General features: G+C 70.2%; 22 protein-coding genes and 1 riboswitch. Of the genes, 12 read left to right on the forward strand and 10 right to left on the reverse strand.

What is annotated here, in order from left to right:
• Positions 1-65: 65 nt before the first annotated feature.
• The 3 genes from AB0D94_RS00930 (at position 66) to AB0D94_RS00940 (ending at position 3,610) form a co-directional block, all read left to right on the forward strand.
• Entirely contained in the window at positions 66-1,181 is a 1,116-nt protein-coding gene (locus AB0D94_RS00930) for a LacI family DNA-binding transcriptional regulator (protein ID WP_327414982.1), read from the forward strand.
• A 231-nt stretch (positions 1,182-1,412) separates the two neighbouring features.
• Positions 1,413-2,630: a metallophosphoesterase gene (locus AB0D94_RS00935; protein ID WP_362043918.1), complete on the forward strand. Its 1,218-nt coding sequence runs from the start codon at positions 1,413-1,415 to the stop codon at positions 2,628-2,630.
• 158 nt (positions 2,631-2,788) lie between these two features.
• A complete protein-coding gene (locus AB0D94_RS00940) occupies positions 2,789-3,610 on the forward strand; it encodes a hypothetical protein (RefSeq protein WP_362043920.1) in 822 nt (273 codons plus the stop codon).
• A gap of 149 nt (positions 3,611-3,759) precedes the next feature.
• Here the strand turns inward: AB0D94_RS00940 and AB0D94_RS00945 are convergent, their stop codons facing one another.
• Both AB0D94_RS00945 and thiC read right to left on the reverse strand, forming a co-directional pair.
• Entirely contained in the window at positions 3,760-4,824 is a 1,065-nt protein-coding gene (locus AB0D94_RS00945; RefSeq protein WP_362044413.1) for an aldo/keto reductase, read from the reverse strand.
• A 164-nt stretch (positions 4,825-4,988) separates the two neighbouring features.
• The gene (gene thiC / locus AB0D94_RS00950; RefSeq protein WP_031141348.1) at positions 4,989-6,776 is read right to left on the reverse strand and encodes a phosphomethylpyrimidine synthase ThiC; all 1,788 of its coding nucleotides are present in this window, start codon (positions 6,774-6,776) and stop codon (positions 4,989-4,991) included.
• A riboswitch (TPP riboswitch) is annotated at positions 6,771-6,915 on the reverse strand. It overlaps the preceding gene by 6 nt.
• Positions 6,916-6,954: 39 nt before the next feature.
• Between thiC and AB0D94_RS00955 the strand changes: the two genes are divergently transcribed.
• Positions 6,955-8,364, forward strand: coding sequence for a YibE/F family protein (locus tag AB0D94_RS00955; protein ID WP_362043923.1), 1,410 nt, complete (start codon positions 6,955-6,957; stop codon positions 8,362-8,364).
• 31 nt (positions 8,365-8,395) lie between these two features.
• Here the strand turns inward: AB0D94_RS00955 and AB0D94_RS00960 are convergent, their stop codons facing one another.
• The 4 genes from AB0D94_RS00960 to AB0D94_RS00975 all read right to left on the reverse strand — a co-directional run bounded on the left by AB0D94_RS00960 (position 8,396) and on the right by AB0D94_RS00975 (position 10,654).
• A complete protein-coding gene (locus AB0D94_RS00960) occupies positions 8,396-8,845 on the reverse strand; it encodes an SsgA family sporulation/cell division regulator (RefSeq protein ID WP_362043925.1) in 450 nt (149 codons plus the stop codon).
• Between the two features lie 92 nt (positions 8,846-8,937).
• Positions 8,938-9,675, reverse strand: a complete 738-nt coding sequence (locus AB0D94_RS00965; RefSeq protein WP_362044415.1) for a helix-turn-helix domain-containing protein — start codon at positions 9,673-9,675, stop codon at positions 8,938-8,940.
• A 291-nt stretch (positions 9,676-9,966) separates the two neighbouring features.
• Positions 9,967-10,185, reverse strand: a complete 219-nt coding sequence (locus AB0D94_RS00970; protein ID WP_362044417.1) for a DUF5326 family protein — start codon at positions 10,183-10,185, stop codon at positions 9,967-9,969.
• A 151-nt stretch (positions 10,186-10,336) separates the two neighbouring features.
• Entirely contained in the window at positions 10,337-10,654 is a 318-nt protein-coding gene (locus AB0D94_RS00975; protein WP_266935573.1) for a cupin domain-containing protein, read from the reverse strand.
• An 89-nt stretch (positions 10,655-10,743) separates the two neighbouring features.
• On the opposite strand from AB0D94_RS00975, the gene AB0D94_RS00980 reads away from it, so the two are divergent.
• From AB0D94_RS00980 to AB0D94_RS01000, 5 genes are all read left to right on the forward strand, one after another.
• A complete protein-coding gene (locus AB0D94_RS00980; RefSeq protein ID WP_362043928.1) occupies positions 10,744-11,124 on the forward strand; it encodes a phage holin family protein in 381 nt (126 codons plus the stop codon).
• An 11-nt stretch (positions 11,125-11,135) separates the two neighbouring features.
• Positions 11,136-11,627 (forward strand): low molecular weight protein-tyrosine-phosphatase, encoded by a 492-nt coding sequence (locus tag AB0D94_RS00985; RefSeq protein WP_362043930.1) that lies wholly within the window; start codon positions 11,136-11,138, stop codon positions 11,625-11,627.
• Entirely contained in the window at positions 11,624-12,799 is a 1,176-nt protein-coding gene (locus AB0D94_RS00990; protein ID WP_362043932.1) for a cystathionine gamma-lyase, read from the forward strand. The genes AB0D94_RS00985 and AB0D94_RS00990 overlap by 4 nt, the downstream gene beginning before the upstream one ends.
• Before the next feature lie 177 nt (positions 12,800-12,976).
• Positions 12,977-13,882, forward strand: a complete 906-nt coding sequence (locus AB0D94_RS00995; RefSeq protein WP_362043934.1) for a LysR family transcriptional regulator — start codon at positions 12,977-12,979, stop codon at positions 13,880-13,882.
• A gap of 62 nt (positions 13,883-13,944) precedes the next feature.
• Positions 13,945-14,424, forward strand: coding sequence for an NUDIX hydrolase (locus AB0D94_RS01000; RefSeq protein WP_266935581.1), 480 nt, complete (start codon positions 13,945-13,947; stop codon positions 14,422-14,424).
• A gap of 65 nt (positions 14,425-14,489) precedes the next feature.
• Here AB0D94_RS01000 and AB0D94_RS01005 read toward each other — a convergent pair whose 3' ends face one another.
• Both AB0D94_RS01005 and AB0D94_RS01010 read right to left on the reverse strand, forming a co-directional pair.
• Positions 14,490-15,701, reverse strand: coding sequence for a globin domain-containing protein (locus tag AB0D94_RS01005; protein ID WP_362043937.1), 1,212 nt, complete (start codon positions 15,699-15,701; stop codon positions 14,490-14,492).
• Between the two features lie 121 nt (positions 15,702-15,822).
• Positions 15,823-16,473, reverse strand: a complete 651-nt coding sequence (locus tag AB0D94_RS01010) for an HAD-IB family phosphatase (protein WP_362043939.1) — start codon at positions 16,471-16,473, stop codon at positions 15,823-15,825.
• 239 nt (positions 16,474-16,712) lie between these two features.
• On the opposite strand from AB0D94_RS01010, the gene AB0D94_RS01015 reads away from it, so the two are divergent.
• The 3 genes from AB0D94_RS01015 to AB0D94_RS01025 are packed head-to-tail and all read left to right on the forward strand — an operon-like array spanning position 16,713 to position 19,308.
• The gene (locus tag AB0D94_RS01015; protein ID WP_362043941.1) at positions 16,713-17,594 is read left to right on the forward strand and encodes a GNAT family N-acetyltransferase; all 882 of its coding nucleotides are present in this window, start codon (positions 16,713-16,715) and stop codon (positions 17,592-17,594) included.
• 18 nt (positions 17,595-17,612) lie between these two features.
• The gene (locus AB0D94_RS01020; protein WP_362043943.1) at positions 17,613-18,074 is read left to right on the forward strand and encodes a GNAT family N-acetyltransferase; all 462 of its coding nucleotides are present in this window, start codon (positions 17,613-17,615) and stop codon (positions 18,072-18,074) included.
• A gap of 58 nt (positions 18,075-18,132) precedes the next feature.
• Entirely contained in the window at positions 18,133-19,308 is a 1,176-nt protein-coding gene (locus AB0D94_RS01025; RefSeq protein ID WP_362043945.1) for a winged helix DNA-binding domain-containing protein, read from the forward strand.
• A gap of 19 nt (positions 19,309-19,327) precedes the next feature.
• Here AB0D94_RS01025 and AB0D94_RS01030 read toward each other — a convergent pair whose 3' ends face one another.
• Entirely contained in the window at positions 19,328-20,713 is a 1,386-nt protein-coding gene (locus AB0D94_RS01030) for a serine hydrolase domain-containing protein (protein ID WP_362043947.1), read from the reverse strand.
• 9 nt (positions 20,714-20,722) lie between these two features.
• The gene (gene dnaB, locus AB0D94_RS01035; protein ID WP_031141325.1) at positions 20,723-22,186 is read right to left on the reverse strand and encodes a replicative DNA helicase; all 1,464 of its coding nucleotides are present in this window, start codon (positions 22,184-22,186) and stop codon (positions 20,723-20,725) included.
• Positions 22,187-22,342 lie beyond the last annotated feature (156 nt).

Genomic DNA, 22,342 nt, shown 5'->3' on the forward strand with positions numbered 1-22,342 from the left:
TGCCTGTCAACGCGTGCATATGCACCCGGACCACCCACCCCACCGAGCCCTACTATCGGCTCGCCATGACAGCAGCAGGGAAGCATCAGGTGAGCCGGACCGAGACCACCCGGCGGGCCGCCGGCCGACAGGGCCGGGCCGGCATCAGGGACGTCGCCGCCGCGGCAGGCGTCTCCATCACAACCGTCTCCGACGCGCTCAATGGCAAGGGACGGCTGCCGGACGCCACCCGCCGCCACGTTCGCGAAGTCGCCGACCGGCTGGGCTATCGCCCGTCCGCCGCCGCTCGCACCCTCCGTACCGGCAAGTCGGGTCTCATCGGCCTGACCGTGACGACGTACGGGGATGAACCTTTCACCTTCACCGAATTCGCCTACTTCGCCGAGATGGCCAGGGCCGCCACCTCCGCCGCACTGGCCCGTGGCTACGCCCTCGTCATCCTCCCCGCCACCTCCCGACACGACGTGTGGTCCAACGTCGCCCTCGACGGCACCGTCGTCATCGACCCCTCCGACCATGATCCTGTCGTCACCGAACTGGTCCGCCAGGGCCTGCCCGTGGTCTCCGACGGCCGACCGGCCGGCTCCCTCCCCGTCACCGCGTGGGTGGACAACGACCACGAGGCCGCCGTACTGGGCCTGCTCGACCACCTCGCCGCCGCCGGGGCCCGCAGGATCGGCCTGCTGACCGGCACCACCACCGATACCTACACCCGTCTCTCCACCACCGCCTACCTCAACTGGTGCGAGCGCGTGGGCCAGGACCCCGTCTACGAGTCCTACCCCGCCCACGACCCGTGCGCGGGCGCCGTCGCAGCCGACCGGCTGCTCGCCCGCCCCGACCGCCCGGACGCCGTCTACGGTCTCTTCGACCCCAACGGCACCGACCTGCTCGCCGCCGCGCGGCGCTACGGCCTGCGCGTCCCCGAGGACCTGCTGCTCGTGTGCTGCAGCGAGTCCACCGTGTACGCCAACACCGAACCGCCCATCACCACCCTCTCCCTCAAGCCCCGCCGCATCGGAACCGCCGTCGTCCAGCTGCTGATCGACGCCATCGAGGGAGTGGACACCGGACGTCCCGTCGAACAGGTCGTCCCGACCGAGCTGATCATCCGTACCTCCTCGCAGCGCAGGCAGCCCCGTACGACCGTCAGTCCACCCCGCTCCCCGGCGAAGGACTGACCGCCAGACCGCCCCCACCAGCCCGACTGAGGTCCCACTCAAGATTTCCGCAGCACCGATATCGGGAGAAAACGGCAGGAAGGAACGGCTCCGCAAAGGATTCACCACCCCTGGTGCGTCACAGAGCGCGAACCGCATTCCTATGATGGGCGCACGACATCACGGACCCTCCGCCCCGGAGGTCAGGAGGGTCCGCAGGTGTACGGCAGCGCGACGGTGGTGGAGGGGTCGATGACTCAGGGGGCCGGTCAGGGACCCGCGATGCGGACGGAGACGCTGCGGGACTTCCGGGTTCCGGTCAACGAACCCGCCCCGTACGCCGTATCCACCGGGCTTCCCGGCGAGGCGCCCGTGTACGGCGAGTACCCGGCGTACTACGAGGGCGCCCGGTCCGTACCCCCGCAGCCCCGCTATGCCCCGGAGACGAGCGCGCCCCCGGCACCTCCGGCTCCGCAGCCCGTCGCGGAACCGGTGCACGCAATGAGCCAGGACCCCGAGGAGAGCGACCCCGAGGGCTACACGCCGACCCAGCGCGACCTGCCCGTCATCGGCCGCGGCGCACTCGGCGGGCCCGGCGACACCGTCCAGGTCCAGTACGTCCCCCAGGAGGCGGAGGCGGCCGGTCCGGGTCCGCTGTACGTCGTCGGCGACGTCCACGGCTACCTCGACGAGCTCGTCACCGAACTCCACGCCCAGGGCCTCATCGACGCCGACCGGCGCTGGTCCGCCGGCAATGCCCGGCTCTGGTTCCTCGGCGACTTCACCGACCGCGGCCCCGACGGGATCGGCGTCATCGACCTCGTCATGCGGCTGTCCGCCGAGGCCGCCGCCGCCGGCGGCTACTGCAAGGCCCTCATGGGCAACCACGAACTGCTGCTCATCGGCGCCAAGCGGTTCGGCGACACCCCCGTCTCCTCCGGCGCCGGTACCGCCACCTTCCAGGCCGCCTGGCTCCTCAACGGCGGCCAGCGCACCGACATGGAGCGCCTCCAGGACGTGCACCTCCAGTGGATGTCCCGCCTGGACGCGGCCGTCCTGGTGGAGGGCCACCTGCTGCTGCACTCCGACACCACGGCCTACCTCGACTACGGCGACTCCGTCGAGGACGTCAACGACACCATCCACGAACTGCTCAACCGCAACGACGCCGACATCACCTGGGACCTCTTCCGCAAGTTCACCAAGCGGTTCGCCTTCCGCGACGAGGGCACCGGCCCGCAGGCCGTGCGCGAACTGCTCGGCACCTACGGCGGCAGCCGCGTGGTCCACGGGCACAGCCCCATCCCCTACCTGCTCGGCGAAGTGGGCACCGAGGACGGCGACGAGGCCCGCGGACCTGAGGCGGTGGACGGTCCTCACGTGTACGCGGAAGGGCTCGCCATCGCCATGGACGGCGGGGTCACGATGGCGGGCAAGCTGCTGGTCGTGCAACTTCCGCTGAACGACTGAGGATTACGCAGCGTTCTCACACGGGGCCAATTCCTGAAAGCCCCTGTCACCCTGTGGCGTGTGCGCTCTACCATCGCTCTATCCGTAGCAGGCTCTCCTCCGTTTGTGCCGGCGCCCGGGTCTACGCGGGCATACCGGCTTCTACGGAGCATCGGGGGATGCACATGACCAGCGCTCCGCACCTGCTGACCGAAGACCGGCCCGAGTTCGATCGGCTCCTCGACGAGGCGCTGCGCACCGCACCGGAAAGACCCGAGCTAGCCACCCTCGGGGAACGGCTCAACGCCGAACAGCTGCGCACGATGGCCATGGGGGCCAGTGCGCTGCTGACGGCTGCGGCCGCAGCCGAGTACGACCACTACGTGAAGGTCCGCGGAGAACGGCGCGACGGACTCCTGTCCACCCCTGGGACGACGGGGCAGGAGGACGGCGAGCAGGGCAGTGGCGGTGGTGCGGGTGTCAGCGCCGTGGTCGCGGTCCTCGCGCCGGTGCTGGCGGGCACCGCCATGCTGATCTTCCTGCTCGTGGGCTACATCCTGAAGATGGTGGAGCCCGAACCCGCCTTCGCCGACACCATGCTGACGGCCGGCTGGCTCTTCGGCGCACTCACCGCGGCCGCCCTGCTGTTCGCGGTGGTCGGGCTGCTGGTGACGGCCGTACGCAACAGTTCGACCGAGGTGGCGGCCGACGAGACGGAGGCGATACCCGACGAGGTCTCCCGCGCCCGGGAGGCCTGGCGGCACGCCCTGCTGGAACGGGGCATCATGCCGTTCCTGAGGGACGCCCTGGCCGACCCGAGCGCGGGTCCGGGATATCCGACGCCCCGTACGCCAGGGGCCGGGCGCATCCCCAACCTTGGATACTCCCGGCCCGACTTCACCAGCCCGGGGACCGCGTCATCCCAGGGTCACCGGCCCGGCTACTCCGCGCCGGACTTCACGAGCCCGGACTTCGGCGGCCCTGATCACGAGCCGGAGTGACGACCGCACTTCCCGGCCGAGTCCCCTGACGCCGCCCGCAGTCTGCGTGCGTACCGTATCTGCCGGTCTACGCTCCCGCCTGCCTGGGATGTTTCACGTGAAACACGCCTCGCTGTTTCACGTGAAACATCGGATCCCGCGTCGCGGGGCTACCCTGCGGCCCGGTCCCCCAAGGGCCGCCGCCGCAGCGCGGCATCGGTGAGAGCCGGCGGCTTCCAGGCCCCGTCCGGGTGGTAGACATTGTGGCCCGGCGGGACGATCTCGTCGATCCGGTCGAGCGTTGCATCGTCCAGAACCAGTCCGGCACCCTTGATCAGCGACTCCAGCTGATCCATGGTCCGCGGCCCGATGATCACCGAGGTGACGGCAGGGTGCGCCACCGGGAAGGCGACGGCCAGCTCCGGCAGGGAACAGCCGATGGAGTCGGCCACCTCGACGAGCTGCTCGACGGCCTCCAGCTTCGTCACGTTGCCCGGGATCGAGGGGTCGAAGCGGGCCGGCATCAGGGCCGCCCGTCCCCGGGTCATGTCCACGGGCTCGCCGAGCCGGTACTTGCCGCTGAGGAACCCGGACGCGAGGGGGCTCCAGGTCATCACGCCCATGCCGTAGCGCTGGGCCACCGGCAGTACGTCGGCCTCGATCCCACGGGCGAGGATCGAGTACGGGGGCTGTTCGGTCCGGAAGCGCGGCAGGGCCCGCCGCTCGGATACGCGGTGCGCCTCGACGATCTCTTCGGCGGGGAAGGTCGAACAGCCGAAGGCCCGGATCTTGCCCGCCCGCACCAGATCGCTGAGGACGGAGAGCGTCTCCTCGATGTCCGTGGCGTGGTCCGGCCGGTGTACCTGGTAGAGGTCGATCCACTCGGTATCGAGCCGACGCAGGCTCTCCTCGACGGCCTGCACGATCCACCGCCGCGAGTTCCCGCTGCGGTTGCGGCCCTGCCCCGGCTCCCCCTCGCCCATGTGGAAGTGCACCTTGGTGGCGAGTACGACCTCGTCCCGCCGCCCCTTGAGGGCCTTCCCGACGATCTCCTCGGACTCCCCGCCGGAGTACATGTCGGCGGTGTCCACGAAGTTGATGCCCTGATCGAGCGCGGCATGGATGATCCGCGCGCAGTCCTCGTGATCCGGGTTACCCACTGCCCCGAACATCATCGTGCCGAGGCAGTGCGCACTCACCTCGATGCCGGTCCCGCCCAGTATTCGGTATCGCATGGTCATGGGCCCGCACTCTATGACGCGAGCACGGGCCGGCAAAGCACCCGGCAACACCCTGCCAGATAGCGGATTCCGGCACCCGGCCGGAGGCCGGCCCTACCGGAGCACTGCCCTGGAAACCCCCCTCCAGTTCCCAGGACAGTGCTCGCCGGACGGGACGGTCAGTCGGCCAGCGGCAGGTACACCCGGTTGCCCGAGGCCGCGAACTCGGCGGACTTCTCCGCCATGCCCGCCTGGATCTCGTCGGCCTTCAGGTCACCGCCGTGCTCACGGCGGATGTCCTGCGAGATCTTCATCGAGCAGAACTTCGGGCCGCACATGGAGCAGAAGTGCGCGGTCTTGGCCGGCTCCGCGGGAAGCGTCTCGTCGTGGAACTCACGGGCCGTGACGGGGTCGAGGGCCAGGTTGAACTGGTCCTCCCAGCGGAACTCGAACCGCGCGTCGGACAGGGCGTCGTCCCACTCCTGGGCACCCGGGTGGCCCTTGGCCAGGTCGGCGGCGTGCGCGGCGATCTTGTACGTGATGACACCGGTCTTCACGTCGTCCCGGTTGGGCAGGCCCAGGTGCTCCTTGGGCGTGACGTAGCAGAGCATCGCGGTGCCCCACCAGGCGATCATCGCCGCGCCGATGCCCGAGGTGATGTGGTCGTACGCGGGCGCGACGTCCGTGGTCAGCGGGCCGAGCGTGTAGAACGGCGCCTCCTCGCAGATCTCCTGCTGGAGGTCGATGTTCTCCTTGATCTTGTGCATCGGGACGTGTCCCGGGCCCTCGATCATCGTCTGGACGTTGTGCCGCTTGGCGATGGTGTTCAGCTCGCCCAGCGTCTTCAGCTCCGCGAACTGCGCCGCGTCGTTGGCGTCCGCGATGGAGCCCGGGCGCAGGCCGTCACCCAGCGAGTACGTGACGTCGTACGTCGCGAGGATGTCGCAGAGCTCCTCGAAGTTCGTGTAGAGGAAGTTCTCCTTGTGGTGCGCCAGGCACCACGCGGCCATGATCGAACCGCCACGCGAGACGATGCCGGTCTTGCGGCGGGCCGTCAGGGGCACGTAGGGCAGCAGCACGCCGGCGTGGACCGTCATGTAGTCGACGCCCTGCTCGGCCTGCTCGATGACCGTGTCCTTGTAGATCTCCCAGGTCAGGTCCTCGGCACGGCCGTCGACCTTCTCCAGCGCCTGGTAGAGCGGAACGGTACCGATCGGGACGGGGGAGTTGCGCAGCACCCACTCGCGGGTGGTGTGGATGTTGCGGCCCGTCGAGAGGTCCATGACCGTGTCGGCGCCCCACTTGGTCGCCCAGGTCATCTTGTCGACCTCCTCCTCGATGGAGGAGGTGACCGCGGAGTTGCCGATGTTGGCGTTGACCTTCACCAGGAACCGCTTACCGATGATCATCGGCTCGATCTCCGGGTGGTTCACGTTCGCCGGAAGCACGGCCCGACCTGCGGCGATCTCCTCGCGGACGACCTCGGGGGAGACGTTCTCGCGGATCGCGACGTACTCCATCTCCGGGGTGATCTCGCCCCGGCGGGCGTACGCGAGCTGCGTGACGGCGGCGCCGCCACGGCCCCGGCGGGGCTGCCGGGGACGGCCCGGGAAGACCGCGTCGAGGTTCTTGAGGCCACCGCGCGGCGAGGTGTGCTTGATGCCATCGTCCTCGGGGCGCACGGGACGGCCCGCGTACTCCTCGGTGTCGCCGCGGCTGATGATCCAGTTCTCGCGCAGCGGGGCGAGGCCCCGGCGGACGTCCGTCTCGATCTGCGGGTCGGTGTACGGCCCGGACGTGTCGTAGAGCGTCACGTCCTTGCCGTTGGTGAGGTGGACCTGACGGACCGGCACCCGGAGGTCGGGGCGGGAGCCCGCCAGGTATCCCTTGTGCCAGCCCGGCTGGCGCTCGGTCTGGCCGTCGGCGTCCTGGCTGACGGCAGGCGTGCGTGCGTCCTGAATGGTCATGAGACCTGATCTCCCTACGCCGGCATTACCCGGTAACAGGTTCGGCGGTCGACGCAGCCTCTTCCCGTACGCATTTGTGATCGCGTACGGTGATCAGCGCCCTCTCAGCCCGGTGCTCCGAGCTCCCGCGTTGTGCAAAGGTGCCCCCACGCTAGCGTCATCTGTGGCGTGCTGAACAGTGGGCCCCCTCATCTCTTGCGATGATCTGCCAGTGACGTCCTCGCCGCAGCCCCCCACCGAGCCCAACGAGCCCACTGGCCACACGGGCCACGCACACTCAGGTCACGGACCTGCCTCAGGCCATTCCCACAGCCACAGCCACGGCCCGGCGGCACCCGTCTCGAAGCACCTGCGCAAGGTCATCGCGGCCGTACTGATCCCCTTCGCCACCGCCGTCCTCGTCGGCATGGTGGTGCTCTGGCCCGGCGGCGCCCCCGCACACGAGCGCAGCGGGGTCGGCTTCGACCGCCAGACGCAGCAGGGCAAGGTCGTCTCGCTCGAGCAGGTCGACTGCAAATCCGTGAACGCCGCGCAGGTGCCGCCCACCGGCGACACCTCCACTCCCGAGGGCCGTGAGGCCCAGGCCGCTCAGACGGGCGAGTGCAAGAAGGCCACCGTCGAGGTCGGCTCGGGTCCGGACAAGGGCCGCACCTTCGTCGAGATCGTCCAGCCGGGCGCACCACGGCAGTTGGAGAACGGGCAGGAGGTGGTGGTCGCCTTCGCACCGGACGCGCCGCGCGACCTCCAGTACTCCGTGGTCGACGTGAACCGCAAGCTCCCGTTGGCCCTGCTCGCCGCCATCTTCGCCGTCGCCGTCGTCCTCGTCGGCCGGATGCGCGGGCTGTTCGCGCTGATCGCGCTGATCATCAGTTTCGGAGTGCTGACCCTCTTCATCCTCCCGGCCATCCTGCAGGGTTCCAACCCACTGCTCGTGGCGGTCGTCGGAGCCAGTGCGATCATGCTCATCGCCCTGTACATGTGTCACGGCCTGACCGCCCGGACCTCTGTGGCGGTCCTCGGCACACTGGTCTCACTGCTGTTGATCGGCCTGCTGGGTTCCCTGTTCATCGACTGGGCCTTCCTCAGCGGCAACACCGACGACAACACCGGGCTGATCCACGGGCTCTACCCGGACATCGACATGAGCGGTTTGCTGCTCGCAGGCGTGATCATCGGATCGCTGGGCGTACTGGACGACGTGACGGTCACTCAGACCTCGGCGGTCTGGGAACTCCATCAGGCCGACCCGTCGATGGGGCCGCGCGCCCTGTACCGGGCAGCCATCCGGATCGGCCGGGACCACATCGCGTCGGTGGTCAACACCCTGGTCCTCGCCTATGCGGGAGCCGCCCTGCCCCTCCTCCTGCTGTTCTCGATCGCGAACAGCAGCATGGGTTCGGTGGCCAACAGCGAGCTGGTCGCGGAGGAGATCGTACGGACGCTCGTGGGCTCGATCGGGCTCGTGGCCTCGGTCCCCGTGACCACGGCGCTGGCCGCGCTGGTGGTCTCGGCCGACCGGCCGGGAGCCGCCGCCCCGGCCTCCGGGCCGGGGCGCGGCGGCCGGGGCCGGCGGCGCAAGCGCCGATAGGGGCGGCTCCGGCGCGAGGTTCGGGGCTCCCTCAGCCCGCGTTCTGCTCGTTCTGCCGGGAATCGGCGAGGATCTTGCCGAGCGCCTCGTCGAGGTTCTCCTCGAAGTCACCCAGATTGCGCTCCTGACCGAGCGGAACGATCCGGTCTGTGCGGTCGAGGAACGCGACGAGCGGCGCCGCGCTGGCGCGGAACAGGGCCCGGTCACCCCCGACCTGGAGCCGGATGTGGACATCGGACAGTTCCTCGGGCTGCGTGGGGGCGATGTGCACATCGCCGTCACCGCACGGCTTGTTGATGCCGTCGAGGAGGAGTTCCCGGCCGAACGCCCAGGTCACGGGCGCGTCTCCGGGCAGGTGGAACGTCAGGCGGACCGCGTAGGGATCACGGGCGTCGTACCGGAGTTCCACCGGGATTCGGAACGAGAGCTCCTCGGAAACGAGGAAGCTCATCATGACCTCTGCCTGTACCGACTCGCGCATTGCCTACCCCTAGTGGAAGTGGCCAGGAATGGTCCCCCAAGCCCTCTTGACAAGAGTGGTGGAAGCGCTAGCAGATCACAAGGAGTGAGTTTTCAGATACTGATAGAGAACGAGAGGGTGCTCAACAGCGCGCCTACTTCACTCCGTAGTCGATCGACCGCATAGCGCAATCGGTCTTCCTGGTGCAAAGGGAGTGAAATCGCCATAGTTGCGGCCACGTCGCCGGCAGTGATCGGGATGGCCGCACACACCGTCCCCAAGGAATACTCCTGACGCTCCGTAACCGGCTGCATCCGGCCAAGGGAGCTGATCCGCTCTTCCAGTGACCTCAGATCCGCGACGGTGTAAGGGGTGACGGCCTGGACCGGATACCGGTCGAAATGGTCCTTGCGCGACTCCTCGTCGAGCTGGCCGAGCAGGCACTGGCCGATGGCGTGCGCGTGGCCGGTCTCACGGAAGTCGGCCCACTCCTCGCAGGCCGGGGTGGACGGGGTGTCCGAGACACCCACGACCTCGATCTCACCCTCGCGGTAAACCGCGAAGTAGACGGGAGCCCCGACCGCGTCGCGGAAGTGCGCGAGGGAGTCGAGGATCATGCTGCGACGTTTCTGCTGGAGTCCCGCACCGGCCAGACGCCCAGCCGCGTCGCCGAGGAGGAAGACGCCGCTCTCGCGCCGCAGATAGCCCTCATGCGTCAGGGTGCGCAGTAGGTGGTACGCGGTGGGGAGCGGGAGCCCGGCTTCGCGCGCCAGTTGTTTCGCCGGGGCTCCCCCGCTATGGGAACCCACCGCTTCGAGCAGCCTCAGCGCCCGCTGCACCGACCCGATCAGCGTCGGCACACCGGCGTTGTGAACCGAAGACAAACCTCACCCCCAGGCGTGGCAGCAGGCCTCGGGGTGGCCCGCCCTGCGGGGGCCTCCCCCGCGCATGCCGTGGCTCCTGGGGGTCGTGCTCGGCAGTTGATCTGACATAACCGCAGGTCAGTGCGGTCTTACCGACATTCGGTGCCCAGGGGAAACGGCACAGATTGCCACTCTATCGGCCGGTTCCCGGAGAGTAGGCCGTTTCGGGCGTCACGTTCCCTCACCTGGCTCAACGGGAACACCCTCCGGCGCGAGGACCTACCAATCGCGGGACGAGGACTTCGAAGCGCCGCCGCTGAACTTCTTGACGACGAAGATCAGACCGCCGACGAGTCCGGCGAAGAGGAGCAGCTTGAAGACGAGCCCGATGAGGGCGCCGAGGATGGTGGTGATCACGCCGCCGAAGACGAACAGCGCCAGCAGTGGAACGGCGACCCACTTGACCCACCAGGGCATGCCCGCGAAAACCTGTCGGATGCCGTCCATGTCCTCAACCTCTTCCTCATCAGTGAGTTCCTGCTCTCGATGCTAGGAGCCCACCGCGTCGCACGGGGCCCCGCGAGCCCCCGGAGTCCCCTGATCCGACCCCTAGGGGGACCAGGGGCACGACCTCATCCGGCGGGTCCCCTCACCCCTCCGGCGGGGAGAAGACCACCATCACCCTCAAGTCCTCGGCGATGTGGTGGAACTTGTGCGGAACCCCGGCCGGGACGTAGACCACGCTGCCGCGCGCCACCATCGTGGTCTCCTCCCCGACGGTGATCGAGGCCCGCCCGCTCACGACGAAGTAGACCTCGTCCTGACGGTGCGGCTGCTGCGGGTCGCTCTGCCCCGCGTCGAGCGCGTACAGCCCGACTGACATGTTGCGCTCACGCACGAACTGCAGATACGCGCCGTCGTTGGCGACCCGCTCCGCTTCGAGCTCGTCCAGCCGGAAGGCCTTCATCGTCGTTGTGCCCCTTGTGCTCGGTCATGGCGCGGCATCCGCTGATCTGCTGATGTCCCACCGGGATCTTCTCTGCCACGATCAGACACATGACGAATTTCGTAGTCAAGACGCTCGCCAATGCCGCGGCCCTGGCCGTCGCCATCTGGCTGGTCTCCGGCATCACCCTCGACGACGGCAGCAGCCTCGGCAGCCGTACGCTCACCCTGATCCTGGTCGCACTGGTCTTCGGCCTGGTCAACTTCATCGTCAAGCCCGTGGTGAAGCTGCTCTCGCTGCCGCTGTTCATCATCACGCTCGGCCTGTTCACCCTCGTCGTGAACGCCCTGATGCTGCTGCTGACCTCGTGGCTGGCCGAGCAGTTCGACCTCAGCTTCCACGTCGACGGCTTCTGGACCGCGGTCATCGGCGGCCTGATCATCTCCATCGTCTCCTGGGCCGTGAACCTGGCCCTGCCCGACAAGAACTGAACGGGCAGCCCATGTACCGCGTGTGCTTCGTCTGCACGGGCAACATATGCCGCTCGCCCATGGCCGAGTCCGTCTTCCGCGCCCACGTGGCCGAGGCCAGACTCGACGCCCTGGTCGAGGTGGACAGCGCCGGCACCGGCGGCTGGCACGAGGGGGACGGCGCCGATCCGCGCACCGTCTCCGTCCTGGAGGCCGCCGGGTACGCGCAGGACCACAGGGCCCGGCAGTTCCGGCGCTCCTGGTTCGCCCGCCTCGACCTCGTCATCGCACTCGACGCCGGGCACCTGCGGGACCTGCGGGCGCTGGCGCCCACCCCCGAGGACGCCGCCAAGGTCCGGCTGCTGCGGTCCTACGACCCGACGGCCGGGGCCACGGAGGCCGACGTCCCGGATCCCTACTACGGGTCGCTCGACGGGTTCGAGGAGTGCCTGGAGCTGGTCGAGGCGGCGAGTCCCGGCCTGCTGGACGCCGTACGCGAAGCAGTGAAGGAGCACACCACGTGAACGAGTTCGACAACGGGGCGATCCGCCACGGCACGGCCGCGGCGGACCCGCTCGGTGACGGCACCCGGGCGGTGCGCGCCGGGCTGCCCGAACCCGTCAAGAACGAGCCGCCCCTGCCCGGGCCGGTCTTCGCCGCCCACTTCCACCTCCCCGGCGACGTCGAAGGCCCGTACACCTACGGCCGCGACACCAATCCCACCTGGACCCTGCTGGAGCGGGCCATCAGGGAACTGGAGGCCCCGGGCCAGGAGGTGCAGACGGTCGTCTTCGCCTCCGGCATGGCCGCGGTCTCCGCGGTCCTCCTCTCCCAGGCACGCACCGGTGACACCGTCGTCCTGCCCGACGACGGCTATCAGGCACTGCCACTGGTGCGCGAGCAGCTGGAGGCCTACGGAATCCACGTACGCACCGCCCCGACCGGCGACGACGCCCAGCTCACGGTCCTCGAAGGGGCCCGGCTGCTGTGGATCGAAACGCCCTCCAACCCGGGGCTGGACGTGTGCGACGTACGCCGCCTCGTGGACGCCGCGCACGCGGGCGGGACCCTGGTCGCCGTGGACAACACCCTCGCCACCCCGCTGGGGCAGCGGCCCCTGGAACTCGGCGCGGACTTCTCCGTCGCCAGCGGCACCAAGGGGCTGACGGGGCACGGCGATCTGCTGCTGGGGTACGTCGTCTGCCGCACCCCGGAGCTCGCCGCCCAGATCCGGCAGTGGCGCAAGATCGTCGGCGCGATCCCCGGTCCGATGGAGGCCTGGCTCGCCCACCGCTCACTGGCCACCATCCAGCTGCGCGCCCAGCGCCAGTGGGCCAACGCGCTGGCCGTCGCCGAGGCCCTGGCCGACCGCGCGGACGTGACCGGGCTGCGCTACCCCGGCCTGCCGGCGGACCCGTCCCACAAGACGGCCGCCCGCCAGATGCGGGGCTTCGGGTCGGTGGTCTCCTTCACCCTGCCCGACCGCGCGCACGCGGAGCGGTTCATGACCGCCCTGCGCCTCGTCGAGGACGCCACGAGTTTCGGTGGCGTGCGGTCCACCGCGGAGCGCCGCGGACGATGGGGCGGCGATGCCGTGGCGGAGGGCTTCATCCGGTTCTCCGCGGGCGCCGAAGACACCGAAGACCTGGTCGCGGATGTCCTGCGGGCCCTCGATTCCGCAGGTCGCAGGGGCTGAGCGGAACAAGGAAGGGCGGTCCGAGCCTCCCCCCTCGTGGCTCGGACCGCCCCGGGTTCCGCGCGCGAAGAACCACGCGCACAAGGCTAGTTGACTCTGTGTCAGAGTCCAATCACGGTAGAGACAGGGGCCTATCGGCATATTTATAGTTGAAGGCCCCCACCGAGAGGTGCCGCTATGGACCTGGCTCTGCTGCGCACCTTCGTCGCCGTGCACCGGGCCGGCTCGTTCACCCGGGCAGCCGCGCTGCTCGGCCTCTCCCAGCCCGCCGTCACCTCCCAGATCCGCACCCTCGAACGCCAGCTGGGACGGCCCCTCTTCCACCGCCGGGCCCGCGGCGTCACGCCCACCGCCGTGGGCGACGAACTCGCCCACAAGGCCGCCCCGCACCTCGACGCCCTGCTGCGGATCACCGAGGCCGAACGTGAGACCGCCGGCGCGTTACGCACCCTCCACGTCGCCGGGCCCCCCGAGTTCCTGTGCCTGCGCGTACTGCCCGCGCTCGCGCCCCTCGTCGGCCAGGGCCATACCCTGCGCACCACCCTCCAGACCGGCGCCGAGGAGGCTCTCGACGGCCTGGCCGCGGGCCACCACGACCTCGTCGTCACGACCGCCCGGCCCCGCGGGGGACTCTTCAACGCCACCGCGTTGTGCGACGAGGAGCACGTCCTGGTCGCCGCCCCGTACTGGGCGGCGCTCGTCGACCCGGACCGGCTGCGGGACAAAGGCCCCTGCGCCCTCGACGGGATCCCGCTCGTCGAGGTCCACGAGACCCTGCCGCTCGTCACCCGCTACTGGGCCGCCGTGTTCGACACCCGGCCCGACACCAGGCCCGCCGCCGCCACCGTGGTCGTGCCCGACCTGCGGGCCGTACTGGAGTGCGTCCGGGCCGGCGCCGGGCTCGCCGTACTGCCCCGCTACCTGTGCCGGCCCGCCCTCGAAAGCGGTCAGATCGTCGCGCTGCTGGAGCCCCCGGTCCCCCCGCTGCGCACGTGGTTCCTCGTGGTCCGGACCGGCGGCCTCGCCCTCGCACACGTCGCCCGGGCTCATGACCGGCTGCTGCGCGCCGCCTCGCACTGGTGAGTCCCCGCTCTTTCCCGGCTCTTGCGCGTTTCAGAAGCGGAGTCGCGGGCCACTCTTCTCCCATGACCGAACGTCCCGTGGTCAAACGCACCGCCCGCGCGATCCTGCTCGACGGTGACGACCTGATCCTCATCAAGCGCACCAAGCCCGGCGTCGATCCGTACTGGCTGACCCCCGGCGGTGGAGTGGAGCCCTCGGACGCCACCGTCGTCGACGCCCTCCATCGAGAGGTCCACGAAGAACTCGGCGCGAAGATCACCGATGTGGTGCCCTGTTTCGTCGACACCGTCGAGCACATCGCCGACGGGGGAGTGACCGGCGTGAAGGTGCAGCACTTCTTCGTCTGCCACCTCGAGTCGATGGACCCCAGCCAACGGCACGGCCCCGAGATCGACGAGCCCGAGGGCGAGTACGAGATCGTCCGCGTGCCCTTCAGCCGGGTCGGGATCGCCGCCGTCCACCTCGTCCCGCTGTCCCTGCGGCACTACCTCGACGGCAATATCGAAGGCGTACGCGCCATGCACGCCGCCGATCTGGGCTGACCGGACGGCCGCCCCCACCTGCGCCGACAAGGGCGCGGCTGAGACCGGCGGGTGACCCGGCGGTCTCAGCCCGCGACGCCCGCCAGCTCCTCCACGGCGTCGTGCCGGATGCGGTCACCGGGGATCCCGATCCGCTTGAGTTCGTCCACTCCGCTGCGGATCATCGCGGGCGGCCCCGAGATGAAGGCGTCGTACGTACTCCACGGCCCGTGTTCCCCGACCGCCTGCGGCAGCTGCCCGGACAGCCAGTCACCGACCACCGGCCGCACCGAGAGCCACGGGTGCGAGCGCTGGAGCCCCAGCAGCGTGTCCTTGTCGTAGAGGTCGTCATCGCTGCGCGCCCCGAAGAACACCTCCACCGGGCGCCGCTCTCCGTGCTCGGCCACGTCCTCGATCAGCGCCTTGATCGGAGCGATACCGGTGCCGCCGCCCAGGCAGAGCATCCCGTTGTCCGTGGTGTGGTCCACCACCATCGAGCCGGCCGGCGGCCCCAGGCGCAGTACGTCCCCCGGCCGGGCATGGCGCACCAGCGCGTTGGAGACCCACCCCGCGGGAACGGCCTTGACGTGGAAGGACAGCAGCCCGTCGGTGCGGGGTGCCGAGGCGAAGGAGTAGTGCCGCCACACCCGGGGCCACCACGGAGTCTCCAGGCTCGTGTACTGGCCCGCCAGGAAGGCGTACGGCTGGTCGGGGCGGACCGTCAGCACGGCGATGTCCGGCGTGCGCAGATCGTGGGAGACCACCTCCGCGTGCCACCACGCGGGGGCCTTCACCTCGTCCTCGGCCGCCGCGTCGATCATGATCTGTGAGATCGCGGTGTACGCCCGCACCCACGCGGCCTGCGCCTCCGGCCCCCACGTCCCCTGCGCGTACCGGGCCAGCGCTCCGAGGAGGGCCTCGCCCACGACCGGGTAATGCCCCGGCATGGTGCCGTACTTGCGGTGTCCGGTGCCCAGTCGGCGCAGGTAGGGGGTGAGTACGTCCGGATTGTCGATGTGCTCGGCGGCGGTCAGCAGCGCCTTCAGCAGCCGGTCGCGCTGCGCGTCCATGGCGGCGGGGAACAGGCCCCGCAGTTCAGGGTGACCGGTGAACACCAGGGCGTAGAAGTACGAGGTCACCTTGTCGGCGACGGGGGCGATCTCCGCGAGGGTCCGGCGGATCAGCACGGCGTCCGGAGAGGGCTCGGTCACACCGCCGCCCCCGGCGGGTATCCGGCCCGTCCCCCGTCTGGCCGATCTGTTGGGCGGAGCGTCCATGTGGTGCCTCGCTTCGAGCATCTCGGTCGGTCTGCACACGCCACGGCCTCAGAATCCGTGGTTCCGGGTTTCACAGCGTGCCAGCCGGCCCAGGACCCGGTGGGAAAACGCGGGAATTCGGCGTTTCGAGCCCACTTTCCTCTTAAGATGCCTCAATTCTCGGGCGTGCCACCGTGACGAGCTGGTATGCCTCACGCAGATCCCGGCCCTCGTAGACATGGGTGGCGCGCTCCGTCAGGACGGGCCGCGCGTTGACCGCCACGGACACCGGGACCGCCTCGAAGAGCACCATGTCCGTCGCCGAGTCCCCGTACGCGACACAGTCGCTGCGGCTCACGCCGAACCGCGCACACAGCCGGTCGGCCACCGTGACCTTGCCCGCCGGAGTCAGGATCCCGGCCTCCTCCACGGGCCGGGTGAACGGCACCGCGGGGAAGACCGAACCGTGCGCGGCATGCGCGCCCCACTCGAGCAGCAGCTCCACGAAGAACGACGGCGACAGCGAGACCACCGCGCAGTAGTCCCCGCGCTCCCGGATCTCCTGCCAGACCTCGCGGATGCCCGCGAGCCACGGGGACCCCTCGAACGCCGCCCTGACATGCGCGGGCGTCAGATCCGCCCACAGCGCGTGCGCGGCCACCGAGAACTGGTGCGGCCCGATCTCCCGGGCGCTGAAGGCCCGTTCCAGCTCGGCGATCTCCGCGCTCAGCCCTAGCTGGCGGGAGATCTCGACCGGCGCCGCCGAGCCGTACATCAGCGTCCCGTCGAGGTCGAAGAGGTGCAGGAGGGTCATAACCGCCGAGGCTAGTCCGTCCGTTTCCCGTCGAGCCGCATGTTTCACGTGAAACATCGGCTGTTTCACCTGAAACATCGGCTGTTTCACGTGAAACATCGGCCGGTTTCACGTGAAACATAGGCCGGTTTCGCGTGAAACATCGGCGCGGCCCACACGAGACTGCGGCTGGTTTCACGTGAAACATCCATCCCCCAAATCCCCTGGACGCCCCCGCGGCCGTGATCCAGTCTGATCAGGTGACACCACCAGATCTCACCGCACTGCCGATCCGCGCGCTGACCCCGGAAGACCTCCGCCACTGCGCCGACCTGTCAGAAGACCGCGGCTGGCCCCGTGAGGACCACAAATGGAGACTGCTCCTCGCGGCGGGGAGCGGCTACGGCATGGACGCCCCCGACGGACGGGGGCTCGCCGCAGCCTGCGTCGTCACCCGGTACGGCCAGACGCACGCCGGCCCGGAACTCGCCGCCATCGGGATGGTCCTCGTGGCCGAGCGCTACGCCCGGCGAGGCCTGGGCCGCCGCCTGATGACCCACGTCTGTGACGACGTCCTCAAAGGCGTCCCGCTCACGCTGCACGCCACCCCCTACGGCCGCCCCCTCTACGAGGAGCTGGGGTTCGAGACCACCGGCCGCGCCGAGATGCTCATTGGCACCTTCCGCCCTGATCCCGCCGCCTCCGTCTCCGACGGCGTCCGGCCCGCCACCGCCGAGGACCTGTCCCGGATCGTCCGCCTCGACACCGAGGTCTTCGGAACCGACCGGACCCACATGATCACTAGGCTCCCCGCCTTCGCGGACCGGCTCCTCGTCGCCGAGGACGCAGCGGGCAGCCTCACCGGCTACGCCGCCTTGTGGCCCAACATGGAGACCCATGTCGTCGGGCCGCTGATCGCTCGTGACACCGCCGGCGCCCGAGCACTCGTCACCGCCCTCGCCGCCGGCACCGAACGGCCGCTGCGCACCGATGTCGATGTACGCCACGAGGAGCTCCTCGACTGGCTCAAGGACCGCGGTCTCACCTCCGTGGCCTTCAACTCCGTCATGACCCGCGACACCCCCGGCCTGCCCGGAGACTGGACCCGGCGCTGGGCCCCGCTCACCGTGGCAGCGGGCTGAGACAAGGAACGTCCCACCATGAACGACACCACTGAACTGGCCATCCGTCCCGCCACCGCGGAAGATCTGCCCGCCATCGTCGCCATGCTCGCCGACGACCCGCTGGGCGCCTCCCGGGAATCCCCCGAAGACCTCACCCCGTACCTCGCCGCCTTCAAGCGCCTGGACGACGACCCGAACCAGCATCTGGTCGTCGCCGTGCGTGCGGACCGGGTCGTGGGCACCCTCCAGCTCACCATCGTGTCGGGGCTCTCCCGCAAGGGCACCACCCGTTCCATCATCGAAGGGGTGCGCGTCCACTCCGACGAGCGCGGCAGCGGACTGGGCACCCGGTTCGTCGAATGGGCGGTCGAGCAGTCCCGGCTCGAGAACTGCCAGCTCGTCCAGCTCACCTCGGACGTGACCCGGACCGACGCCCACCGCTTCTACGAGCGGCTGGGATTCACCGCCTCCCACGTCGGGTTCAAGCTCCAGCTCTGATCAGCCGCACGTGAGCAGGCCGGGCCGCCGTGTCGGTGGCCCGGCCTACGATCGCAAAATGAGCCCCAGCCTTCCTCTGGTCACCACCACCGAACGCCGCAACCGGCTCGGCAGGCGGCACCGCCTGGCCCCCTCGGCCCGCGCCGCCACGGTCAGTCAGGCAGCGGACGCCGTCGTCGCCCTGCACGCCACCGACGCAGCGACCGTCTTCCTGTCCGCCCGAGCCCGGCTCAGCGAGGGCGGGCCTGACACGATCGAGCGGGCGCTCTACGAGGACGTCGGCCTCGTCCGGCTGCTCAGCATGCGCAACACGCTCTTCGCGGTCTCCGCCGAACTCGCCCCGTACGTCGACTCCTCCACCGCCCGGGGCATCGCCGCCAAGGAACGCCGCACCCTGCTCAAGCACCTCGACGAGGACGGCCAGGGCCTCGATGCCGACTGGCTGGCCCGGGCCGAGGCCGCTGCCCTCGACGCCCTGGACTCCCGCGGCCCCTGCACCGGCAGCCAGCTGTCCGCGGCCGTGCCCGCCCTGCGCCAGAAGATCACCATCGGCCGGGGCAAGAAGTACGAGACGGAGACCGGGGTCGCCACCCGCGTCATCCGCCTGCTCGCCGCCGACGGGCGCATCCGCCGCGACCGGCCGCGTGGATCATGGACCTCCAGCCAGTTCCGCTGGGTCCACACCGACCCCTGGCCCGTCGTACCCGCCACAGAAGCCCGCGCGGAGATCGCCCGCCGCTGGCTCCGGGCCTACGGTCCGGCCACCGAGGCCGACCTGAAGTGGTGGACCGGCTGGTCCCTCACCGATGCACGCAAGGCCCTTGCCGCCGTGGGCCCCGACCAGGTCCGGCTCGAGGACGGCGGCACCGCCCTGGTCAGCCCCGGCGACACCGCACCCGAGCCGGCCCCGGAACCCTGGGCCGCGCTGCTTCCCGGCCTCGACCCCAGCGGCATGGGCTGGTCCGACCGCCGCTTCCACCTCGATCCCGCCCACCGGCCGGCCCTCTTCGACTACGCCGGCAACATCGGCCCCACCGTGTGGTGGAACGGGGAGATCGTCGGCGGCTGGGCCCAGCGCCCCGACGGAGAGATCGTCTGGCGGCTGCTCGGCAGCCCCGGCCGCGACGCCGAACAGGCGGTCTCCGCCGAGGCCGCCCGCCTCGCCGACTGGGTGGGCGGCGCCCGCATCACCCCGCGTTTCCGCACCCCGCTGGAGCGCGAACTCGTCGCATGAGCGGAGTCGTCGGCGTTCCTCAGCCGATGCCCCGCCAGCCCTGCGGGTCCACCCCGCCGGGTACCGGGGCCTGGGCGTCGTAGGGCTCCCGCGTGAAGACGAACGAGGCCAGGTCGAGGTGGCTCACCGTGCCGTCCGCACGGCGGACCGCCCTCAGCGTCTCCCCCGCGTAGTAGCCGGACAGACCGGTCCAGCTGCCGTCCGCCTCCGCCCGGAAGCGTGCCGAACGCCCGGCCCCGCCCACCGGTCCCAACTCCAGCGTCCCGTCCGCACACAGCCGCACCACGCTGGCCGAGGTGCCCCAGTACCAGGGGCCACAGAGCTCCAGGGCCACCGGATCGGCCTCCCGGAACGGCCGCCAGGGCTCCGGGAACCGCGGTTCCGCGTCGGCCACGATCGCCACCAGGTCCGCGGCCACCGCCGTGGACGGCAGGCCCGAGGTGCAGTTGGCCAGGACCACGGCCGCCACGTCGTCCGACTCGCTGACCCACAGCCCTGCGACGAACCCCGGCAGGGAACCACTGTGCCCGATGAGCCGGCGGCCGCCGTGAGCCATCAGCTGCACGCCCAGCCCGTAGCCCTGCTCGGCCAGGCCCGGCTCGGGCGGCGAGGACGGCGTACGCATCTCCCGTACGGTCCGCTCGCTCAGCACCCGCTCGTCACCTCGCAGCAGGAAGTCCGCGAACCGCCCCAAGTCCCGGGCCGTGGACCACAGCTGGCCTGCCGCGGCCATCAGACCGAGGTCCTCCAGGGGCTCCGGCATCATCACGTCCGCCCACGGGTGCACCGCCCAGCCGCCCGCGTGCGGTGCCTGCGGCAACCCGCTCGTCCGGTCCAGGCCCAGGGGCTCCAGTACCTCGGCACGCAGCACCTCCGACCACGGCTTGCCGCGCAGCTGCTCGACGAGCGAACCCAGCAGGGTGTAACCCGGGTTGGAGTAGTGGTGCCTGCTCCCCGGCACGTGCCGGAACGGCTGTTCGCCGAGTACGTCGGCCAGCTCCGGCCGCAGGTCACCAGGGGTCCGCTCCCACCAGGCGCCGGGGGTCTCGGCCGCCAGCCCGCCGGTGTGGGACAGCAGTTGGGCGATCGTCACGTGGCCGGCGGAGGTCCCCGGCAAGTGCTTCTCCAGCGGATCGGCGAGGTCGAGCAGCCCCTCGTCGCGCAGCCGCATCACCAGAACAGCGGTGAAGGTCTTGCTGATCGAGCCGATCCGGTACTGCACGTCCCCGTCCGGGCCGTGCCCCCCGACGGAGGTCCGGGAGCCCTCCCAGACCAGCTCACCGCCCCGCACGACGGCCGCCACCACCGACGGCGCGCGTCCTTCGCTCTGGGCGACAGCGATCCGGTGCCTCAGCGCACGTCGGGTGGCAGGGAGCAGTTCCAGGTCTTCAGAGAGCGCATCCATGATCGGATGCTATGTGTTGGCCATGTCCACGAACCGCGAATAGTGGCCCTGGAAGGCCACGGTGATCGTGGCGGTCGGGCCGTTACGGTGCTTGGCCACGATCAGGTCCGCCTCGCCGGCGCGGGGGGATTCCTTCTCGTACGCGTCCTCACGGTGCAGCAGGATCACCATGTCCGCGTCCTGCTCGATCGAGCCCGATTCACGCAGGTCGGAGACCATCGGCTTCTTGTCGGTGCGCTGCTCGGGACCACGGTTCAGCTGGGAGAGCGCGATCACGGGGACCTCGAGCTCCTTGGCCAGCAGCTTGAGGTTTCGCGACATGTCGGAGACCTCCTGCTGACGGCTCTCGGGACGGCGCGAGCCGCCCGACTGCATGAGCTGGAGGTAGTCGATGACGACGAGCGAGAGGTCGTTGCGCTGCTTGAGCCGGCGGCACTTGGCGCGGATCTCCATCATCGACAGGTTCGGGGAGTCGTCGATGTAGAGCGGGGCGGCCGAGACGTCGGGCATCCGGCGGGCGAGCCGGGTCCAGTCGTCGTCCGTCATCGTGCCGGAGCGCATGTGGTGCAGCGCGACCCGGGCCTCCGCCGAGAGCAGGCGCATCGCGATCTCGTTGCGCCCCATTTCGAGCGAGAAGATCACGCTCGGCAGGTTGCTCTTGATGGAGCAGGCCCGGGCGAAGTCCAGCGCCAGCGTGGACTTTCCCATCGCGGGACGGGCGGCGATGACGATCATCTGGCCCGGGTGCAGGCCGTTGGTCAGCGAGTCGAGGTCCGTGAAGCCGGTGGGGACGCCGGACATCTGGCCGCTGCGCGAGCCGATCGCCTCGATCTCGTCGAGGGCGCCCTCCATGATGTCGCCCAGCGGCAGGTAGTCCTCGGAGGTCCGCTGCTCGGTGACCGCGTAGATCTCGGCCTGGGCGCTGTTGACGATCTCGTCGACGTCGCCGTCCGCCGCGTATCCCATCTGCGTGATCTTCGTACCCGCGGCGACGAGGCGGCGCAGGACGGCTCTCTCGTGGACGATCTCCGCGTAGTACTCGGCGTTCGCCGCCGTCGGGACGGACTGCACGAGCGTGTGCAGGTACGAGGCCCCGCCGACCTTGCTGATCTCACCGCGCCGGGTCAGCTCGGCGCCGACGGTGATGGGGTCGGCCGGCTCGCCCTTGGCGTACAGGTCCAGGATGGCCTGGTAGATCGTTTCGTGCGAGGGCCGGTAGAAGTCGTGCCCCTTGAGGACCTCGACCACGTCGGCGATCGCGTCCTTGGAGAGCAGCATGCCGCCGAGCACCGACTGCTCGGCGTCGAGGTCCTGGGGCGGGACACGCTCGAAGCCGCCACCGCCGCCGTCCCAGGAGCCGCCCTCGCGGCCCCGGTCGTGCTGTTCGTCCCCGCGGCCGCGGCCTTCGCTGTTGCGGCGCGTACGGGCGGGCAGACGGTCACCTGGACCGCTGTCGGCCCAGGGGTCGTCCATGGGCTCGGGCATGCTCACCGGGCCGCCTCCTCCCGTCCGCAACGCGGACCTCGCCGTGCGACTCTTTCTTACGACACGGCTCTGACATTTGGGGCACCCGAATCGGCTGGCGGCGAGTCGGGCAACGCACCACGGTAGGGCCGGGAGCGGCGTCAG

Source organism: Streptomyces sp. NPDC048255, from assembly GCF_040652415.1.
Lineage (GTDB): Bacteria > Actinomycetota > Actinomycetes > Streptomycetales > Streptomycetaceae > Streptomyces.